This is a genomic window from Marinihelvus fidelis, from assembly GCF_008725655.1.
Taxonomy (GTDB): domain Bacteria; phylum Pseudomonadota; class Gammaproteobacteria; order Xanthomonadales; family SZUA-36; genus Marinihelvus; species Marinihelvus fidelis.
Map to the genome: position 1 here is coordinate 21,160 of NZ_VYXP01000008.1, position 19,163 is coordinate 40,322.

The following is a 19,163-nucleotide window of genomic DNA, read 5'->3' on the forward strand; positions in this document are numbered from 1 at the left end:
GTGGTGAGTAGTGAGTAGTGAGGAGTTAGGGGGTGGTGATTTGGCAGCTTACCGAGTTGGCGATGAAGCATTCGTGGTGGGCGCGCTCGTGCAGTGCGGCCAGGGCGGCTTCGTCGGGTGCCTCGCCGGCGAAGGTGATGTTGGGTGACAGCCGGACCTCGGTGATGGCCAGTTTGCCGTTTTCGTTTTTGGCCAGCAGGCCCACGGCGGCGTCTTCGTAGGCGTCCACGACGATGCGCTTCTTCGCGCAAAGGGCGAGGAAGGTCAGCATGTGGCAGGACGAGACGGCGGCGACGAAGGCCTCTTCGGGGTCGACGGACTGACCGTCGCCGCGGAAGGCGGGGGCGGCGCTGGCCTTGACGGCGATGCCGCTGCCAAAGCGCCATTCGTGTTCGCGGTTGTAGTCGTCGTAGGCGAAGCTGTCGGTGGTTCGTTTCCAGTCAATCGTGGCGCGGTGTTCGGACATCGGGTCAATCCTCGTTGAATTTGCGGAAGCGGTGCGTGGAGCGCTGGTTCAGTTGCCGGCCCAGCCACGGCCAGGCGCCGTTGAGCCAGACCAGGAACCGGTAGACCCGGCCGGGGATGGCCACGGTCCGGTGCTTGCGGCCCAGTACCGCGTCCAGGCCGTACTCGGCCACCTCGTCGGCCTGCAGCCACATGAAGCCGGGCATGGTCGAGACGCGGTCGCGCGTGCCCGTCACATCGTGGAACTCGGAATAGGTGAAGCCGGGGCAGAGCGCCGAGACGCGGATGCCGTGGCGCCGGCCTTCCAGTGACAGCGATTCTGACAGCTTGATCAGGAAGGCCTTCGAGGCCGCGTAAAGCGTATGGCCCTCGCTGCCCGGCATGTGGCCGGCAACGGAGGCGACGTTGATGATCTGTCCACGGCCGCGATCGATCATGCCGGGCATCAGCGCCCGGCACAACTCGCACACGGCGGTGACCATGACCTGCAGGAAGTCCGCGTGGGTCTTCCAGTCGACCTCCACCAACCGGCCCGGCACGCCATAGCCGGCGTTGTTCACCAGGCACTCGACCTCGATACCGGCATCCATCAGTTGCGCCACGATGGTGGCCGGCGCGGCGGGGTCGGCCAGGTCGGCCGCCAGGACGTGGCAGCGGGTGCCGCACTGAGCGTTCAGTTCATCGGCCAGCGTTTTCAGCCGGTCCTCGCGGCGGGCGACCAGCACCAGGTCGTAACCCCGCGCGGCCAGCGCGCGACAGAACGCCGTGCCGATGCCGGCGGAGGCGCCGGTGACCAGGGCCCAGCCGGTCGACGTTTCATCGTCTGCGGCGGATTTGTTTGTTGAATCACTCATGACGATGAATTCTGTGGCGGCCGGGCCCGACTGGCAAGCCCCGTTGTCGGCGGGTATCCTTTCGCCTCGCCGAGTGGTGGCCAGCCGATGAGGAGAAAGGCATGCGAAAGATCATGGTAGCGGGTAACTGGAAGATGCATGGTTCGATGTCCATGGTCGAGACCCTGCTGGGCGGGGTGATCGATGGGCTGGATGACACCATGCCGGTGGACGTCGCGGTCTTTCCGCCGGCGCCATACCTGCCGCAGGTGCAGGCCATGGCAAACGGTTCACGGGTGGCCTGGGGTGGCCAGACGCTGAATCCCAACGAGCAGGGCGCCTATACCGGCGAGGTTTCCGGCGCCATGCTGGTCGATTTTGGCTGCCGCTACGTGCTGGTTGGGCATTCCGAGCGGCGCACGCTGTTCGGCGAGAGCGACGCAGATGTCGCCGAGCGTTTCGAGGCCGCGCAGCGCGATGGCCTGGTGCCGGTGCTGTGTATCGGTGAAACGCAGGCGCAGCGCGAGGCCGGTGAAACCGAGGCCGTGGTGGCCGCGCAGATTGATGCGGTGCTGGATCGCTGCGGCATCGCCGCCTTTGACCAGGCACTGGTGGCCTATGAGCCGGTGTGGGCGATTGGCACCGGCCTGACCGCAACGCCGGAGCAGGCGCAGGATGTTCACGCATTTATACGTGACAAATTGTCGGCGTTGGATGGTAGAATAGGCGGTCAAATTCGGATTTTGTACGGCGGCAGCGTGAAATCGTCCAATGCCGCCGATTTGTTTGCACGGGATGACATTGACGGCGCCCTGGTGGGCGGCGCATCGCTGACGGCCGGGGACTTCCTGGGGATCTGCCGCGGCGCGTCCTGAACAATTGGTGTTTTAAATGCAAGTACTCAACATTTTTCACGTGTTGGTGGCCATCGCCATGGTCGCCTTTATCCTGGTCCAGCGTGGCCCCGGCGCGACCGCCGGTGCGGCGTTCGGCAGCGGCGCATCCGGTACCGTTTTCGGTTCGCGCGGCGCGGGCTCTTTCCTGTCCCGTTCGACCTGGATTCTCGCCACCCTGTTTTGCCTGATCAGCCTGGTCATGGCGGTCATCGTTTCGCGTGACCTGTCTGCGCCCGAGACTGATCTTGGTGTTGTCGGCCGTGATGCGCCGGCGGTTGAAGCGCCGCTCGAGTCCGAGCCGTCGACCCCGGTAATGGGTGACCCCGACACGGACCTGCCGTCGCCCGGCATCGAAGCACTGTCCCCCGCGGCAGACGATCTCCCGGCGCTCGAGCCGGAAGCCACCGAATCCGAGGCCGTGGAAGCGGCTGACGAGGACGAGGCTACTGACAGCTGACGGTAGCTGTTACGATTGCCCAAGTGGTGGAATTGGTAGACACGCTATCTTGAGGGGGTAGTGGCGAAAGCCGTGCCGGTTCGAGTCCGGCCTTGGGCACCATCTTTGAACCCGGCGTGGTTGAGCGCCGGAAAACGGAACGGGACATGCTTGCAGAGTACTTTCCAATCCTGCTGTTTATCGGTATTTCGATGGCGCTGGGTATCATCCTGGTGACCATCGGTGGAATCCTCGGGCCGCGACGGCCGAGCGCCGAGAAGAACTCGCCCTACGAGTGCGGGTTCGAGGCCTTCGAAGACACCCGCAGCCAGTTCGATGTCCGTTTCTACCTGGTCGCGATCCTGTTCATCATCTTTGACCTGGAAATCGCGTTTTTCGTTCCCTGGGCGCTGGCCCTGGACACGATTGGCTGGAACGGCTTTATCGCGATGATGGTGTTCGTGCTGCTGCTGATCGTGGGCTTTTTTGTTGAATGGTCACGGGGAGCACTGGAATGGGAGTGACAGATCCGGGCGTGGTCGAGCTCAATGCCGTGGATGACATCCTGCGGCCGAATGCCGACACCAACCCCATCCTGAGTCGCGGCGCGGTCACCACCACGCTCGATTCACTGATCAACTGGGCGCGCACGGGCTCCATGTGGCCGGTCACTTTCGGCCTGGCCTGCTGCGCGGTGGAAATGATGCAGGCGGGCGCGGCGCGCTACGACCTGGACCGTTTCGGCGTGATTTTCCGCCCCAGCCCGCGCCAGTCCGACGTCATGATCGTGGCCGGCACGCTGTGCAATAAGATGGCCCCGGCGCTGCGCAAGGTCTACGACCAGATGCCCGACCCCAAGTGGGTGATTTCCATGGGCTCCTGCGCCAACGGCGGCGGCTACTACCACTACTCTTACGCGGTGACCCGCGGCTGTGACCGGATCGTCCCCGTTGACGTCTACGTGCCCGGCTGCCCGCCTACCGCCGAGGCGCTGATCTACGGCATTCTGCAGTTGCAGAAGAAAATCCGTCGCACCAACACCATCGCTCGCTGATCGATCATGAATGCATCTGAATTCCAGGTCCGGTTAGCCGAGCTGCTTGGCGATACCGCTACCATCAACCAGGACGCCCTGGGGCTGGTCACCGTGGACGTGTCCGCCAAGCACTGGCTGGACACCGCCCGCACGCTGCGTGACCACGACGAGCTCGCCTTCGAGCAGCTCATCGACCTGTGTGGCATCGACTACCTGGGCTACGGCCAGACCGAGTGGGAAACCGGTGACGCCACCAGCGAGGGCTTCAGCCGCGGTGTCGAGGGCATGGGTCCCGGCCGTTTCCGCTGGCGTGAACAGCCCGAAGCCGAAGAGGTCGAGAACCGTTTTGCCGTGGTCGTGCACCTGCTGTCGATCACGCACAACCGGCGCCTGCGCCTGCGCACCTTTGCGCCGGACGAGGGCTTTCCGATCGTGCCTTCGCTGGTCGAGACCTGGAGTTCCGCCAACTGGTACGAGCGCGAGGCCTTTGACCTGTACGGCATTGTTTTTGAAGGCCACCCGGACCTGCGCCGCCTGCTCACCGACTACGGTTTCAGCGGCCACCCGTTCCGCAAGGACTTCCCGCTCATCGGCAACGTCACCGTGCGTTACGACGAGGAGCGCGGCCGCGTGGTCTACGAGCCGGTCGAAATCGAGCCACGCGTACTGGTGCCGCGTGTAATCCGCGAGGACTCGCGCTACAAGGCCGACGACATCGACCAGGCGGCTGACGATGCCGCCGACGACATCGCCGCGGAGGCGAGTGACTGACATGGCTGAAATCCGCAGCTACACCATGAATTTCGGCCCGCAGCACCCTGCGGCGCACGGCGTGTTGCGCCTGGTCCTGGAAATGGACGGCGAGACCGTGGTCCGTGCCGACCCGCACGTGGGCCTGCTTCACCGTGCCACCGAGAAACTGGCCGAGACCAAGCCGTTCAACCAGTCGATCGGCTACATGGACCGTCTCGATTACGTTTCCATGATGTGCAACGAGCACGCCTATGTGCGCGCCATCGAGCAGCTGCTGGGTATCACGCCGCCGGTGCGTGCGCAGTACATCCGCACCATGTTCGACGAGATCACGCGCCTGGGTAACCACCTGATGTGGATCGGCGCCAATGGCCTCGACCTGGGCGCCATGACCGTGTTCCTGTACGCCTTCCGCGAGCGCGAGGCGACCATGGACATGTACGAGGCGGTGTCCGGCGCGCGCATGCACGCCACCTATTACCGCCCGGGCGGCGTCTACCGCGACCTGCCGGACCGCATGCCGAAGCAGAAAGAATCGCCGTGGACCAAGGGCAAGGACTTAAAGCGCGCCAACGAGTGGCGTGAAGGTAGCCTGCTGGACTTCGTCGAGGCCTTCACGAAGGACTTCTTCAAGAAGGTCGACGAGTACGAGACCCTGCTGACCGATAACCGGATCTGGAAGCAGCGCACCGTGAACATTGGCGTGGTGTCGCCGGAGCGGGCCCTTCAGCTGGGCTTTACCGGCGCCATGCTGCGCGGTTCCGGCATCGAGTGGGACCTGCGCAAGAAGCAGCCCTACGCCATGTACCCGGAGATGGATTTCGACATCCCGGTGGGCGTCAATGGCGACTGCTACGACCGCTACCTGGTCCGCGTCGAGGAGATGCGCCAGTCGGCGAACATCATCCTGCAGTGCGTGGACTGGCTGCGTGCCAACCCGGGCCACGTCATGCTGAAGAACTTCAAGGTCATCCCGCCCACGCGCGAGGAAATGAAGGATGACATGGAAGCGCTGATTCACCACTTCAAGCTGTTTACCGAGGGCTACTGCGTGCCGAAAGGCGAGACCTACGCCGCGGTGGAAGCGCCCAAGGGTGAGTTTGGCTGCTACCTGGTGTCCGACGGCGCCAACAAGCCATTCCGCGCGCATTTCCGCGCCCCCGGATTCGCCCACCTGTCCGCCATGGACGAGATGGCGAAGGGTCACATGCTGGCCGACGTGGTGGCGCTGATCGGCACCCAGGACATCGTATTCGGAGAGGTGGACCGCTGATGGCGCACAAGGCTGAATTTGTCGAGGGCAAGGCGTCCCTGCTCACGGAGAAAACCCGCACGGCCATCGACGGCTGGGTGGCGCGTTTCCCGGAAGACCGCAAGCGCTCCGCCGTGATCCAGTCGCTGATGGCGGCGCAGGAGCAGAACGGTGGATGGATCAGCAACGAACTGGTCGAGGCCGTGGCCGACTACCTGGACCTGCCACCAGTGTGGTGCGCGGAAGTCGCGAGTTTCTACTCCATGTTCGACCGCGAGCCGGTGGGCCGGCACAAGGTCAACATCTGCACCAATATCTCCTGCTGGCTGAACGGCGCCGAGGGCATCGTCGCCCACGTCGAGAACAAGCTGGGTGTGAAACTGGGCGAGACCACCGCTGACGACCGCATCACGCTGATCCGCGAGGAAGAGTGCCTGGCCGCCTGCTGCGGCGCGCCGATGATGGTCGTCGACGGCCACTACCACGAAAACCTCGACCCTGAAAAAGTCGACGAAATCCTGGACGGCCTCAAATGATGACGATGTCACCCTTCCCGCGTCACCCGTCACTCGTCACGCGTCACGCGTCACGCGTCACCCGTCACGGAGGTCGTCGTGGCTGATCATAGTGTCGTTTTCACCACGCTCGATTTCGACGAGCCCTGGACCTACGAGAACTACCTGAAGGTCGACGGCTACCAGGCCTGGCGCAAGATTCTCGAAGAGAAGACCCCGCGCGAGGAAATCATCGAGACGGTCAAGGCCTCGGCCCTGCGCGGTCGTGGCGGTGCGGGTTTCCCCACCGGACTGAAGTGGAGCTTCATGCCGCGCTCGGCGCCGGTGCAGAAGTACATCCTGTGCAACTCGGACGAGTCCGAGCCGGGTACCTGCCATGACCGCGACATCCTGCGCTTCAACCCGCATGCCGTGGTCGAGGGTATGGCGATTGCCGGCTACGCCATGGGCGCCAGCGTGGGCTACAACTACCTGCGCGGCGAATTCCATCACGAACCGTGGGAGCGGTTCGAGGCGGCGGTGAAAGAGGCCTACGAGGCCGGCCTGCTGGGCAAGAACATCAACGGTTCCGGCATCGACATGGATATCCATGGCGCGCTGGGCGCCGGTGCCTACATCTGCGGCGAGGAAACCGCACTGATGGAGTCGCTGGAAGGCAAGAAGGGCCAGCCGCGCTTCAAGCCGCCGTTCCCGGCCAACTTCGGCCTGTACGGCAAGCCCACCACCATCAACAACACCGAGACCCTGGCCTCCGTTCCGTCGATCATGCGCAAGGGCGCCGACTGGTTCCTGGAGATCGGCAAGCCCAACAACGGCGGGCCGAAAGTGTTCTCCGTGTCCGGTCACGTCAACAAGCCGGGTAACTTCGAGATTCCGCTGGGTACGCCGTTTGCCGACCTGCTGGAGATGGCCGGCGGCATGCGTAACGGCAATGCCATCAAGGGCGTGATTCCGGGTGGTTCATCCATGCCGGTACTGCCCGGCGAGACCATGATGGGCATCACCATGGACTACGACGCGCTGAGCAAGGCCGGCTCCGGCCTGGGTTCCGGCGCCGTCATCGTCATGGACGAGACCACCTGCATGGTGCGCGCCTGCACCCGTATCTCGCGCTTCTATCACATGGAAAGCTGCGGCCAGTGCACGCCGTGCCGCGAAGGCACCGGCTGGATGCACCGCGTGCTGCAGCGCATCGTCGATGGCAAGGGCCGCGCCGAGGACCTGGAGCTGCTGAAATCAGCGGCCGGCCAGATCGAGGGCCACACCATCTGCGCCTTCGGTGAAGCCGCGGCCTGGCCCGTGCAGGGCATGCTGCGCCACTTCTGGCATGAATTCGAATACTACGTGGAGCACGGCCGGTCGATTGTCGACGGGGCCGGGGAGAAGGCCGCATGAGCGCCGTGACCGGAGAACAGGCCGTGGACATGGTCAACATCGAGGTCGACGGTATCGCCATGCAGGTGCCGAAGAACTCGATGATCATCGAGGCCACCGACAAGGCCGGCATCAACGTACCGCGGTTCTGCTACCACAAGAAACTGTCCATCGCGGCCAACTGCCGCATGTGCCTGGTCGACGTGGAAAAGGCACCGAAGCCGATGCCGGCCTGCGCCACGCCGGTCATGGAAGGCATGAAGGTGTACACCACCTCGCGCCGCGCCATCGACGCGCAGCATGGCGTGATGGAATTCCTGCTGATCAACCACCCGCTGGATTGCCCGATCTGCGACCAGGGCGGTGAGTGCGAATTGCAGGACCTGGCCATGGGCTACGGCCGATCGGTTTCACGTTTCACCGAGCGCAAGCGCGTGGTGAAAGACAAGAACATCGGTCCGCTGGTGCAGACCGACATGACCCGCTGCATCCATTGCACGCGCTGTGTGCGCTTCCTCGACGAAGTGGCCGGCACCTGCGAGATGGGTGGCACCGGGCGCGGCGACCGCCTGGAGATTACTTCCAGCATTGCCGGCAGCATCGACTCCGAGATGTCCGGCAACATCATCGACCTGTGCCCGGTGGGAGCGCTGACCAACAAGCCGTTCCGTTTTTCGGCGCGTGCCTGGGAACTGCAGTCACGCCCGTCCACGGCGGCGCATGACGGCCTGGGTTCCGGTATTCATTTCCACGTGCGCCGTGGCAAGGTCATGCGCGCCGTGCCGGCGGACCGCGAGTCCGTGAACGAGACCTGGCTGTCCGACCGGGACCGTTACAGCCACTTCGGCCTGTATGCCGAGGACCGGGTGCTGGCGCCGTCCGTCAAGCGCGACGGCGAGTGGGTGGAGGTGACCTGGGACGAGGCCATCGAGGCAGCCGCCGATGCGCTGCGTGGCCGTGCGGGTGATGACATCGGCGTGCTGATGTCGCCGTCAGCGGCCACCGAGGACTACTTCCTGGCCCGGCGCCTGGCCGATGGCCTGGGTACGCCGCATATTGACCATCGTGCGCGGGAATGTGATTTCGCCGACGATGGCGCGCGGCCGTCGCTGTTCGGCGCACCACTGGCCAGCATCCAGAACGCGAAGGGCATCCTGCTGGTGGGCTGTAACGCCCGCCAGGAAGCGCCGGTGCTGGGTCACCGTGTGCGCCAGGCCTGGCGCGCGGGTGCCTCGGTGTTCGTGGTCAACCCGCTGGACTGGAACTTCCATTTCGACGTCGCCGGCAAGGTCATTGCCGCGCCGCAGTCACTGGCCGGCGAACTGGCCGCGGTGGCACTGGCCGTGGCCGAGGCCTCGGGCCAGGCGCTGCCGGAGAACCTGTCGACGGGCGATGTCACCCCGGGTGACGCGCACCGCGCTATCGCCCGTGGCCTGGCGGACGCCGAAGGTGGCGTCGTGATCGTCGGTCACGCCGCCATGGCCATGGCCGACGCGGCCCGTGTGCGACAGCTGGCCGCCTGGGTGGCCGAGGCCACCGGCACCGCGCTGAACCTGCTGCCGATGGGCGGCAACACGGCCGGCGCCGCGGCCGCGCGGGCACTGCCCGGCGAGGGCGGCCTGAACGCCCGCGCCATGCTGGAGTCACCGCGCCGCGCCTACCTGCTCTGGGATGTCGAGCCGCAGGCCGACACCTTCGACCCGGCCGTTACCGGTGCTGCACTGGCCGCCGCGGACAAGGTCGTTGCGGTCACTTCGTTTGCCGGCGGCGCGTTGCGCGACGCCGCCGACGTGATCCTGCCACTGACGCCCTGGGCCGAGACCGAGGGCAGCCTGGTGAGCCTGGATGGCCTGCGCGTGGACGTCAGCCCGGCCGGCCAGGCCGCGGGCGAATCTCGCCCCGGCTGGAAGGTATTGCGTCGCCTGGGCACGGCCCTGGCGCTGGAAGGTTTTGATCACGTGAACATCGCCGCCGTGCGTGCCGACATGGACGGCCACCTGGCCGCGCCGACCGCTCCCGGCCTGTCCTCCATCACATTGCCGGCGCCATCCGTTGCCGCGGGCATGTGGCGTGTCGGCGAAGTGCCGATGTACTCGACCGACGCCCTGTGCCGCCGCTCCGCCGCATTGCAGGACACGGTCCACGCCGAGCACGGCTTCGTCGGCCTGAACCCGGCCGATGCCGAGGCGCTGGGCCTGGTTGACGGCGGCAGCGCCCGCGTCGCCCAGGGTGACGCCGCGGTGGTGCTGAACGTGCGCGTCACCGATGCGGTTCCGGCCAACGCGGCCTGGGTGCGCGCGTCGACGCCGGAATCGGCCGAGCTGGGCCCGGTCAACGGCCCGATTACCGTGTCCCGTCCGGGAGGGAACGACTGATGTTCGAAGCGTTTCTCGAACTGGCCTGGATCGTCGTCAAGATCATGGCCATCACCGTTCCGCTGATCCTTTCGGTGGCCTACTTCACCTATGCCGAGCGCAAGGTGATCGGCTTCATGCAGTCGCGCCACGGGCCCAACCGTGTCGGTATCTTCGGCTTCAAGCTGTGGGGCCTGGCGCAGCCATTCGCGGACGTTTTCAAGCTTCTGCTGAAAGAGATCGTATTGCCGCAGAACGCCAACAAGTTCCTGTTTGTGCTGGCGCCGGTGATCACGCTGGCCCCGGCCTTTGCGGCCTGGGCGGTCATTCCGTTCAGTGACACGATGGTGCTGGCCGATATTGATGCCGGCCTGCTGTACCTGCTGGCGATGACCTCGCTGGGTGTGTACGGCATCATCATCGCCGGCTGGGCGTCGAACTCGAAGTACGCGTTCCTGGGCGGCCTGCGCTCGGCGGCGCAGATCGTGTCCTACGAAATTGCCATGGGCTTCGCGCTGGTGGGCGTGCTGGTCCTGTCCGGCTCGCTGAACCTGTCGGAAATCGTCAAGGGCCAGCAGGGCAACATCTTCGACTGGTTCTGGCTGCCGCTGTTCCCGCTGTTCATCGTCTACTTCATTTCCGGCGTGGCCGAGACCAACCGTGCGCCGTTTGATGTTGCCGAAGGCGAGTCGGAAATCGTCGCCGGTTTCCACGTGGAGTATTCCGGCGCGGCGTTCGCGGTGTTTTTCCTGGCCGAGTACGCGAACATGATCCTGATCTCGGCGCTCACCGCCCTGCTGTTCCTGGGCGGCTGGCTGTCCCCGTTCGCCGGTATCCCCGGCATCGGCGATACGGTCCTGGGCGCGGGCGGTGTGCACTGGTTCCTGGCCAAGACCGCGTTCTTCATGTTCACGTTCCTGTGGCTGCGTGCGACCTTCCCGCGTTACCGCTATGACCAGATCATGCGCCTGGGCTGGAAGGTCCTGATTCCCATCACGCTGGTCTGGGTGATGGTGGCCGCAGTGCTGAAACTCTCCGGCGCCGTGACCCTGGGAGCCTGACGATGAGTGCGATGACCCAATATCTCAAAAGCCTGATGCTGCTGGAGTTGATGAAAGGCCTGAGCGTCACGCTGGGCTATTTCTTCAAGCCCAAGGCAACCCTGCGCTACCCGGAAGAAAAGACGCCGAAGTCCAACCGTTTCCGTGGCCTGCACGCCCTGCGTCGCTACCCGAACGGTGAAGAGCGCTGCATCGCCTGCAAGCTCTGCGAGGCTGTCTGCCCGGCGCTGGCCATTACCATTGATTCGGAACAGCGCGAGGACGGCACCCGCCGCACCACGCGCTACGACATCGACCTGTTCAAGTGCATCTACTGCGGGTTCTGCGAGGAATCCTGCCCGGTGGACTCGATCGTCGAGACCACGTTCCACGAGTATCACTTCGAAAACCGGGGTGAGAATGTCGTCACCAAGCCGCAGTTGCTGGCCATTGGCGACCGCTTTGAAACCCAGATTGCCGCCGAGAAGCGGCAGGACGCGGCATACCGATGATCATGGGAATCGAACTGCAGGTCATCCTGTTCTACCTGTTTTCCGCCATCCTGGTGGGCTCGGCCCTGGCGGTCATCAGCTCGCGTAACCCGGTGTACTCGGCGCTGTTCCTGGTGCTGACGTTCTTCACCGCCGCGGCGTTGTGGATCCTGCTGCAGGTGGAGTTCCTGGCCGTCGTGCTGGTGGTGGTCTATGTCGGCGCCGTGATGGTGCTGTTCCTGTTCGTGGTGATGATGCTGGATATCAACCTGGTGCCGCTGAAGGAAGGCTTCGTGCGCTTCCTGCCGGTGGGCATCCTGGTGGCGCTGATCATGGCGTTCGAACTGCTGGCGGTGATGTGGACGCAGGGCCGCTTCGGCGAGGCCGCATACCCGACGCCCGCCGACCGCGCCGCTGACTACAGCAATACCCAGGCGGTGGGCGAGCACCTGTACACCCAGTACCTGCTGCCGTTCGAGGTTGCCGGCGTCATCCTGCTGGTGGCCATCGTCGCGGCAACGGCCCTGACGCTGCGCCAGCGCAAGGGTTCGAAGACCCAGCAACCGGCGCGCCAGGTGCGCGTCAAGCGTGAAGAGCGGGTGCGACTGGTGAAAATGAAGTCCGAAGCGCCGAATTCCGGTGGAGGGTCCTGAGCGATGTTGACGTCCCTGACACTGGCGCATTACCTGACCCTGGGTGCCATCCTGATGAGCATCAGCCTGGCCGGCATCTTCCTGAACCGGAAGAACGTGCTCATCCTGCTGATGTGCATCGAGCTGATGCTGCTGGCGGTGAACATGAACTTCGTCGCCTTCTCCCGTTACCTGGGCAACCTGGACGGCCAGGTGTTCGTATTCTTTATCCTGACCGTGGCCGCCGCAGAGGCCGCCATTGGCCTGGCTATCCTGGTGGTGCTGTTCCGTAACCGGCGCACCATCAACGTGGCCGAGCTGGACGACCTGAAGGGGTAGGGCAAGACCATGGATATCAAGACCATCCTGCTCCTGATTCCGCTGCTGCCGCTGGTCGGCGCGGCCGTTTCCGGGCTCCTTCGCAACCACGTGGGCCGTGCCGGCGCGCACTGGGTGACCATCCTGGCCGTGGCGGGCTCCTGCCTGTTGTCGTTCTGGGTGCTGTACCTGCAGATGTACGAGGGCCTGGAAACGCTCAATTACAGCGTCTACACCTGGATGGTGGTCGAGGGCGTCACCTTCGAGGTGGGCTTCCTGGTCGATCACCTGACTTCGCTGATGATGTGCGTGGTGACCTTCGTGTCGCTGATGGTGCATATCTACACCATCGGCTACATGCACGATGACCCGGGCTACCAGCGCTTCTTCAGCTACATTAACCTGTTCACCTTCGCCATGCTGATGCTGGTGATGGCCAACAACTTCATGCAGCTGTTCTTCGGCTGGGAAGCCGTGGGCCTGGTGTCGTACCTGCTGATCGGCTTCTGGTTCAAGAAAGACACGGCCATCTTCGCCAATATGAAGGCCTTCCTGGTCAACCGCGTGGGTGACTTCGGTTTCCTGCTGGGTATCGCCGCGGTGCTGATGACCTTCGGCTCGCTGGACTACGCCACCGTGTTCGCGGCGGCCCCGGATGCGGCGGACGAAACCATCAGTGTCATTGGTGGCATGGAATGGGGACTGCTGACCTTTATCTGCGTGTGCCTGTTCATCGGCGCCATGGGTAAATCCGCGCAGGCGCCGCTGCACGTGTGGCTGCCCGATTCCATGGAAGGCCCGACGCCCATTTCCGCATTGATCCATGCCGCGACCATGGTCACGGCCGGCATCTTCATGGTGGCGCGCATGTCGCCGCTGTTCGAGTTGTCCGACGCGGCGCTGAGCTTTGTCATGCTGATCGGCGCGTTCACGGCCTTCTTCATGGGCCTGATCGGTGTCGTGCAGAACGACATCAAGCGCGTGGTGGCCTACTCGACCCTGTCGCAGCTGGGCTACATGACCGTGGCGCTGGGTGTGTCCGCTTACTCCGCGGCCATCTTCCACCTGATGACGCACGCCTTCTTCAAGGCGTTGCTGTTCCTGGGCGCCGGCTCGGTGATCATCGCCATGCATCACCAGCAGGACATGCGCTACATGGGCGGCCTGCGCAAGTACATGCCGGTGACCTGGATCACCGCGTGGCTGGGTACGCTGGCGCTGGTGGGCTTCCCGTTCTTCGCCGGTTTCTACTCCAAGGACGCCATTATCGAGGTGGTGCACCTGTCCGAGCGCTTTGGCGCCGGTGTGACCTACTGGCTGGTCGTGGCAGGTGTATTCGTCACCGCGCTGTACAGTTTCCGCCTGCTGTACCTGACCTTCCACGGCAAGGAGAAGTTCGAGGTCGTCGAAGGCGCCGACCCGCACGCGCACCTGCCGGACGGGCAACTGGCGCACAAGCCGCATGAGTCACCGCTGGTGGTGACGATCCCGCTGATCCTGCTGGCGATTCCGTCGGTCGTCATCGGCTGGCTGACCATCGAGCCGGTGCTGTTTGGCGGCTGGCTGTCGGACGCCATTCACGTGGCCGAGGGCAACGACGTGGTCGCGGAGCTGGGTCATCACTTCCACGGCGCCACGGCCATGGCCATCCACGGCGTGCAGACCGTGCCGTTCTGGCTGATGCTGGCCGGCTTCGCCGTCGCCACGCTGATCTGGAAGTTCCGCCCGGGCATCGCCGCCGCGGCGAAGTCACGGCTGTCAGGCATCTACACGCTGCTGGACCACAAGTACTACTTCGACGAGTTCAACCAGAAGGTTTTCGCCAACGGTTCGGTCCGGCTGGGCAACGGGCTGTGGAAGAAGGCCGACGCCGGCTTTATCGACGGCATCCTGGTGAACGGCTCGGCCAAGCTGGTGGGCAAGGTCGCCGCTCTGGTGCGCCGCTGGCAGACAGGTTTCCTTTATGACTACGCGTTCTCGATGATTATCGGACTGATTGCCATTCTCGGCGTCTGGGTGGTGCTGCGATGATGCCGTTACTCAGCCTGCTGATCTGGGTGCCCATCCTGGGCGGCGTTGCGGCGCTGGCCGCCGGCGATTCCCGCCCGCAGATGGCGAAGTGGATCTCGCTGCTGGCCACGCTGGTCACGCTGGCGCTGTGCATCCCGCTGTACACCGGCTTCGATGGCGCCTCGGCGGCCATGCAGTTCGAAGAGTCACGGCCGTGGATCAGTGCTTTCAACGTCAATTACCACCTGGGCGTGGACGGTTTCTCCGTGCCGCTGATCCTGCTGACCGCGTTCTTCGGTCCGCTGGTGGTCATTGCTGGCTGGGAAGTCATTCGCGACAAGGTCCACCAGTACATGGCGTCCTTCCTGATCATGGAAGGCCTGATGGTGGGCGTGTTCTCGGCGCTGGACGGCCTGCTGTTCTACGTCTTCTTCGAGGCCATGCTGATCCCGATGTTCCTGGTGATCGGCATCTGGGGTGGGCCGCGGCGTGTTTACGCGACCATCAAGTTCTTCCTCTACACCTTCCTCGGCTCGGTGTTCATGCTGATCGGCATTATCTACCTGTACCTGCAGGCCGGTAGCTGGGCGATCACTGACTGGCACGCGCTGCCACTGTCGATGGTCGAGCAGAAGTGGATCTTCCTGGGGCTGTTCGCCGCTTTCGCGGTGAAGATCCCGATGTGGCCGGTGCACACCTGGTTGCCGGATGCGCACGTCGAGGCACCCACGGGTGGCTCGGTGATCCTGGCCGCCATCATGCTGAAGATCGGTGGCTACGGCTTTATCCGCTTTAGCCTGCCGATCACCCCGGACGCCGCCGCCGCGCTGGACTGGCTGGTCATCGCCTTCTCACTGGTCGCCATCGTCTACATCGGCTTCGTGGCGCTGGTGCAGCAGGACATGAAGAAGCTGATCGCCTACTCGTCGATTTCGCACATGGGCTTCGTCACCCTGGGCCTGTTTATCGCCTTCGCCATTTACCGCAACAGCGGTGGCACCCAGGGTGCCGGCCTGGGCGTGGAAGGCGCGATGGTGCAGATGGTGTCGCACGGCTTCATTTCCGGCGCGCTGTTCCTGTGCGTGGGCGTGTTGTACGACCGCGTCCACAGCCGCGAGATTTCGGCCTATGGCGGCGTGGCCAACACCATGCCGTGGTTCGCCTTCTTCGCCGTGTTGTTCCTGATGGCCAACTCAGGCCTGCCGGGCACCAGCGGGTTTGTTGGCGAGTTCATGGTCATCCTGGCGTCATTCCAGGCCAACTTCTGGTTTGCCGCGCTGGCCGGCCTGACCCTGATCCTGGGTGCGGCCTACAGCCTGTGGCTGGTGAAGCGGGTGATCTTCGGCGCCGTCGCCAACAAGGACGTCGCCGCGCTGCAGGACATCAACGGCCGCGAGGCCCTGGTGCTGACCACGCTGGCGATCGCCGTGGTCGGCATGGGTGTCTGGCCGTTCCCGGTCGTGGACATGATGCATGCCTCGGTGGACCAGCTGCTGGCCCACATTATCCAGAGCAAGTTGAACTAGTCGTGTTAACAGGCCCTAACAATGAATAAAGCGGAAATGCTGCTGGCGGCGCCCGAACTCCTGGTCCTGGTCATGGCCTGCGTGGTCATGTGCGTGGACGTGTTCCTGCGCGAAGAGCGTCGCGGAATCATCCACATGCTGGCCGTGCTGACGCTGGTCTTCGCCGCGATCATCACGTTGCGGCAGGATGCCGGCATCCCGTCCAAGGAGGTCGAGTACGCGTTCAACGGCGTGTTCGTGCGCGACTACATGGGCGACCTGCTGAAGCTGTTCGCCTACGGCACGCTGGCGCTGGTGTTCACATACTCCAAGGCCTTCCTGCGCAACAACAACCTGTTCCGCGCCGATTTCTACACGCTCAGCCTGTTCTCGCTGCTGGGCGCGATGCTGATGATCTCCGGCAACAGCCTGATCATGGTGTACCTGGGCCTGGAGCTGACGTCGCTGGCGTCCTACGCCCTGGTGGCCTTCAACCGGGATTCCCGAGATGGCTCGGAAGCGGCGATGAAGTACTTCGTCCTGGGCTCCATGGCCTCGGGCCTGCTGCTCTATGGCATGTCGATGATCTACGGCGCGACCGGCACATTGGCGTTGCCGGACATTGCCGAGGCGCTGGCCACCAGCGGTACCGATAACCTGGTCCTGGTGTTTGGCATGGTCTTCCTGGTGGTGGGTATCGCCTTCAAGCTGGGTGTGGTGCCGTTCCACATGTGGGTGCCCGATGTCTACCAGGGCGCACCCCTGGCGGCGACGCTGTTCATTTCCACGGTGCCCAAGCTGGCCGCGTTCGCGATGGCCTACCGGCTGCTGGTGTCCGGCATGGCGCCGTTACATGGCGACTGGCTGCAGATGCTGGCATTCCTTTCCGTGGCGTCGATCATCATTGGTAACCTGGCCGCGATCATGCAGACCAACATTCGTCGCATGCTGGCCTATTCCACCATCTCCCACATGGGTTTCGTGCTGCTGGGCATGCTTCCGGGTACGGCGACGGGTTATGGCGCGTCCCTGTTCTACATCATCGTCTATGCGCTGATGTCGGCGGCGGCCTTCGGCATGCTGATCCTGCTCTCCGGCAAGGGCCATGATGTCCAGGACCTGGATGACCTGAAAGGCCTGAACCGTCACAACGGCTGGTTTGCGGCGATCATGGCCATGGTCATGTTTTCCATGGCCGGTGTGCCGCCACTGGTGGGCTTCTTCGCCAAGTGGCTGGTCATCGAGGCCGTGCTGCAGGCCGGCCTGACCTGGGTCGCCATCACCGCGGTGGTGTTCTCCGTGATCGGCGCGTTCTACTACCTGCGCGTGGTCAAGATCATGTACTTCGACGAGGCGCCGGGCGAGGCCGTGCACGACGGGCCGGTGGACTTCACCGCGGCCATCTCCCTGAACGGCCTGCTGATGCTGGCACTGGGCCTGTTCTCCGGCGGCCTGATCACGCTCTGCGTGACCAGCTTCACGGCCTGACCCGGACCGTCCGGGCGCGGTGCCGCGCATGCCATCCAGGGTCCTGCTGCACATCGGCCTGCACAAGACGGCCACCACGTCCATCCAGGATTACCTGCAGGCCAACCAGGCGGCGCTGGCCGCCGCCGGTGTCGGCTACGTGGGTCGAAAACAATGGCGCGCCGGGGCGGCGCCAGGCAAGCATTCCGGGCAGCGACTGAAAGGTTGGATGGCTTCTTGCAAGGAGCCGGTTCTCATGTTGTCGGAAGAGAACCTGATCGGGGTGCCCAGGGATTTTTCCGTTGGGCGAGTCTACCCTCGTGCCCGGAAGCGAATTCGCTCGCTTCTCGGGGTTACCGGTGAATTGCCCGTCGACCTGGTACTGGTGCTGCGGAATCCGGCCCGGTTCCTGGTGTCCATTTACTGCGAGTACGTGCGCAATAACCATTACGTTCCGGTTGAATCGTTCCTTGGCCAGCATGACCTGCGTGAGTTTTCGTGGCGGCAGGTATTCGACTGGCTGACCGACCTGCCTGAGCAGGTTCGGGTGCATCTCATCCCGTTCGAGCCCGAGTTTGGCGGTGGCGTTGATCGTATTGTCGGGCAACTGCTTGATTGTGCCGGTGTTGATCGGTCATCGTTGTCCGCATTCCCGGGGCAGAAATCACGTTCTTCCTATAGCGCGGAGGAGATCGCCGCGGCCGCCGAGCTGGCTCGACGGGCGGACGCCGAGACCGCCAGCGCGTTTCTACGAATGCTGGACCAGCAGGGGCGGCGCTTTGGTGATACCACGTTTACGCCCATTTCGTCCCGGCGGGTCGCACAACTGACCGAACGTTACCATCGGGACCTGCTTGACATGGGGGCGTGGGCCGGGCGCTGAAACATTTCCCGAATCGGTGCTTGAAAAACACAAGACGAGTCCGTATCATTCCCCACCTTGCTGATGCGGGGTGGAGCAGTCTGGCAGCTCGTCGGGCTCATAACCCGAAGGTCGCAGGTTCGAATCCTGCCCCCGCTACCAAGTTTTAAAAGGGCCCAGCAGGGCCCTTTTTGTTAACGCCGGTTGACGAGCACCGGCGGAGTTGTGAAAACGACCATCTGAACCGAAATGGATTTGCGATGAAATAAGGCAACCGCATCGACCTTTCACCTGGATTGGCGAACTGGCTTTATTCGGGTGTCTGGGACGGTCCCCCATGTTTCGCGGGATCGGCGTTTGCGGGGCTTCATGCCCCTTTTTTATGCGCGCCATTCGGGGTGGCGATTGACGGAGAATGATCATGGCGACCCAGGACAGGCTTAACGCGTTGCTGCAACCGCTGGTTGAAGGCCTGGGATATGAATTCGTGGGGCTGGAGTACGCAGGTAACCCGAAACAGTCGGTGCTGCGAATCTATATCGATTCGGGCGAGGGTGTTGGCCTGTCGGACTGCGAATTCGTCAGCCGCGAAGTCGCCGCCATGCTGGACGTCGAGGATCCCATCAGCGGCCAGTACAACCTGGAGGTGTCATCGCCGGGCCTGGACCGCCCCCTGTTCACCGCGGAGCAGTACAACCGCTTCGCCGGCCAGGAGGCCAAGGTGACCACGTTCGCGCCGGAAGCGGGGCGACGCAAGTTCAAGGGCCGCATCGACAGCCACGATGGTGAGACGCTGACGATGCAGGTGGATGGAGAAACGGTCGAGCTGCGGTTCGACAACATAGCCAAGGCACGACTGGTGCCGGACTACGATGCCCTGATGGCATCGGGAAAGAAGTGAGCGACGAGGCTCTGAGACGGGGT

At 63.9% G+C, this 19,163-nt stretch carries 20 protein-coding genes and 2 tRNA genes; 20 read left to right on the forward strand and 2 right to left on the reverse strand.

Features of this window, described 5'->3' with window-relative positions; all coding sequences use genetic code 11:
- Positions 1-25 precede the first annotated feature (25 nt).
- Positions 26-466 (reverse strand): OsmC family protein, encoded by a 441-nt coding sequence (locus tag F3N42_RS12985; protein WP_150864915.1) that lies wholly within the window; start codon positions 464-466, stop codon positions 26-28.
- A 4-nt stretch (positions 467-470) separates the two neighbouring features.
- The gene (locus tag F3N42_RS12990) at positions 471-1,319 is read right to left on the reverse strand and encodes an SDR family NAD(P)-dependent oxidoreductase (RefSeq protein ID WP_150864916.1); all 849 of its coding nucleotides are present in this window, start codon (positions 1,317-1,319) and stop codon (positions 471-473) included.
- Positions 1,320-1,420: 101 nt separating this feature from the next.
- Here F3N42_RS12990 and tpiA point away from each other — a divergent pair, with 101 nt between their 5' ends.
- The 20 genes from tpiA (at position 1,421) to rimP (ending at position 19,140) form a co-directional block, all read left to right on the forward strand.
- Positions 1,421-2,173, forward strand: a complete 753-nt coding sequence (gene tpiA / locus F3N42_RS12995; protein ID WP_150864917.1) for a triose-phosphate isomerase — start codon at positions 1,421-1,423, stop codon at positions 2,171-2,173.
- A gap of 16 nt (positions 2,174-2,189) precedes the next feature.
- Positions 2,190-2,651, forward strand: coding sequence for a preprotein translocase subunit SecG (secG, locus tag F3N42_RS13000; RefSeq protein WP_150864918.1), 462 nt, complete (start codon positions 2,190-2,192; stop codon positions 2,649-2,651).
- A 17-nt stretch (positions 2,652-2,668) separates the two neighbouring features.
- Positions 2,669-2,753, forward strand: a tRNA-Leu gene (locus F3N42_RS13005).
- Between the two features lie 44 nt (positions 2,754-2,797).
- Positions 2,798-3,154 carry an NADH-quinone oxidoreductase subunit A gene (locus tag F3N42_RS13010; protein ID WP_150864919.1) on the forward strand — a complete coding sequence of 119 codons (357 nt, stop codon included), beginning with the start codon at positions 2,798-2,800 and terminating at the stop codon, positions 3,152-3,154.
- Entirely contained in the window at positions 3,145-3,684 is a 540-nt protein-coding gene (locus F3N42_RS13015) for a NuoB/complex I 20 kDa subunit family protein (protein WP_150864920.1), read from the forward strand. The genes F3N42_RS13010 and F3N42_RS13015 overlap by 10 nt, the downstream gene beginning before the upstream one ends.
- A 6-nt stretch (positions 3,685-3,690) precedes the next feature.
- The gene (locus F3N42_RS13020) at positions 3,691-4,437 is read left to right on the forward strand and encodes an NADH-quinone oxidoreductase subunit C (protein WP_150864921.1); all 747 of its coding nucleotides are present in this window, start codon (positions 3,691-3,693) and stop codon (positions 4,435-4,437) included.
- 1 nt (position 4,438) lies between these two features.
- On the forward strand, positions 4,439-5,692 hold the full coding sequence (locus F3N42_RS13025) for an NADH-quinone oxidoreductase subunit D (RefSeq protein ID WP_150864922.1): 1,254 nt from the start codon (positions 4,439-4,441) through the stop codon (positions 5,690-5,692).
- Positions 5,692-6,207, forward strand: coding sequence for an NADH-quinone oxidoreductase subunit NuoE (nuoE, locus tag F3N42_RS13030; protein WP_150864923.1), 516 nt, complete (start codon positions 5,692-5,694; stop codon positions 6,205-6,207). The genes F3N42_RS13025 and nuoE overlap by 1 nt, the downstream gene beginning before the upstream one ends.
- Before the next feature lie 78 nt (positions 6,208-6,285).
- Positions 6,286-7,581, forward strand: coding sequence for an NADH-quinone oxidoreductase subunit NuoF (gene nuoF, locus F3N42_RS13035; RefSeq protein ID WP_150864924.1), 1,296 nt, complete (start codon positions 6,286-6,288; stop codon positions 7,579-7,581).
- Positions 7,578-9,935 (forward strand): NADH-quinone oxidoreductase subunit NuoG, encoded by a 2,358-nt coding sequence (gene nuoG / locus F3N42_RS13040; protein WP_150864925.1) that lies wholly within the window; start codon positions 7,578-7,580, stop codon positions 9,933-9,935. The genes nuoF and nuoG overlap by 4 nt, the downstream gene beginning before the upstream one ends.
- Positions 9,935-10,975 carry an NADH-quinone oxidoreductase subunit NuoH gene (gene nuoH, locus F3N42_RS13045; RefSeq protein ID WP_150864926.1) on the forward strand — a complete coding sequence of 347 codons (1,041 nt, stop codon included), beginning with the start codon at positions 9,935-9,937 and terminating at the stop codon, positions 10,973-10,975. The genes nuoG and nuoH overlap by 1 nt, the downstream gene beginning before the upstream one ends.
- A 2-nt stretch (positions 10,976-10,977) precedes the next feature.
- The gene (gene nuoI, locus F3N42_RS13050; RefSeq protein WP_150864927.1) at positions 10,978-11,466 is read left to right on the forward strand and encodes an NADH-quinone oxidoreductase subunit NuoI; all 489 of its coding nucleotides are present in this window, start codon (positions 10,978-10,980) and stop codon (positions 11,464-11,466) included.
- Positions 11,463-12,098: an NADH-quinone oxidoreductase subunit J gene (locus F3N42_RS13055; protein ID WP_406600462.1), complete on the forward strand. Its 636-nt coding sequence runs from the start codon at positions 11,463-11,465 to the stop codon at positions 12,096-12,098. Before nuoI ends, F3N42_RS13055 begins: the two co-directional genes overlap by 4 nt.
- Before the next feature lie 3 nt (positions 12,099-12,101).
- Positions 12,102-12,416, forward strand: a complete 315-nt coding sequence (gene nuoK / locus F3N42_RS13060) for an NADH-quinone oxidoreductase subunit NuoK (RefSeq protein ID WP_150864928.1) — start codon at positions 12,102-12,104, stop codon at positions 12,414-12,416.
- A 15-nt stretch (positions 12,417-12,431) separates the two neighbouring features.
- A complete protein-coding gene (gene nuoL, locus F3N42_RS13065; protein ID WP_150864999.1) occupies positions 12,432-14,426 on the forward strand; it encodes an NADH-quinone oxidoreductase subunit L in 1,995 nt (664 codons plus the stop codon).
- Entirely contained in the window at positions 14,426-15,931 is a 1,506-nt protein-coding gene (locus F3N42_RS13070) for an NADH-quinone oxidoreductase subunit M (protein ID WP_263595899.1), read from the forward strand. Before nuoL ends, F3N42_RS13070 begins: the two co-directional genes overlap by 1 nt.
- Positions 15,932-15,952: 21 nt before the next feature.
- Positions 15,953-17,398, forward strand: a complete 1,446-nt coding sequence (nuoN, locus tag F3N42_RS13075) for an NADH-quinone oxidoreductase subunit NuoN (RefSeq protein WP_150864930.1) — start codon at positions 15,953-15,955, stop codon at positions 17,396-17,398.
- 28 nt (positions 17,399-17,426) lie between these two features.
- Positions 17,427-18,260, forward strand: a complete 834-nt coding sequence (locus F3N42_RS13080) for a hypothetical protein (RefSeq protein WP_150864931.1) — start codon at positions 17,427-17,429, stop codon at positions 18,258-18,260.
- A gap of 64 nt (positions 18,261-18,324) precedes the next feature.
- Positions 18,325-18,401, forward strand: a tRNA-Met gene (locus tag F3N42_RS13085).
- A 259-nt stretch (positions 18,402-18,660) separates the two neighbouring features.
- Positions 18,661-19,140 (forward strand): ribosome maturation factor RimP, encoded by a 480-nt coding sequence (rimP, locus tag F3N42_RS13090; RefSeq protein ID WP_150864932.1) that lies wholly within the window; start codon positions 18,661-18,663, stop codon positions 19,138-19,140.
- Positions 19,141-19,163 lie beyond the last annotated feature (23 nt).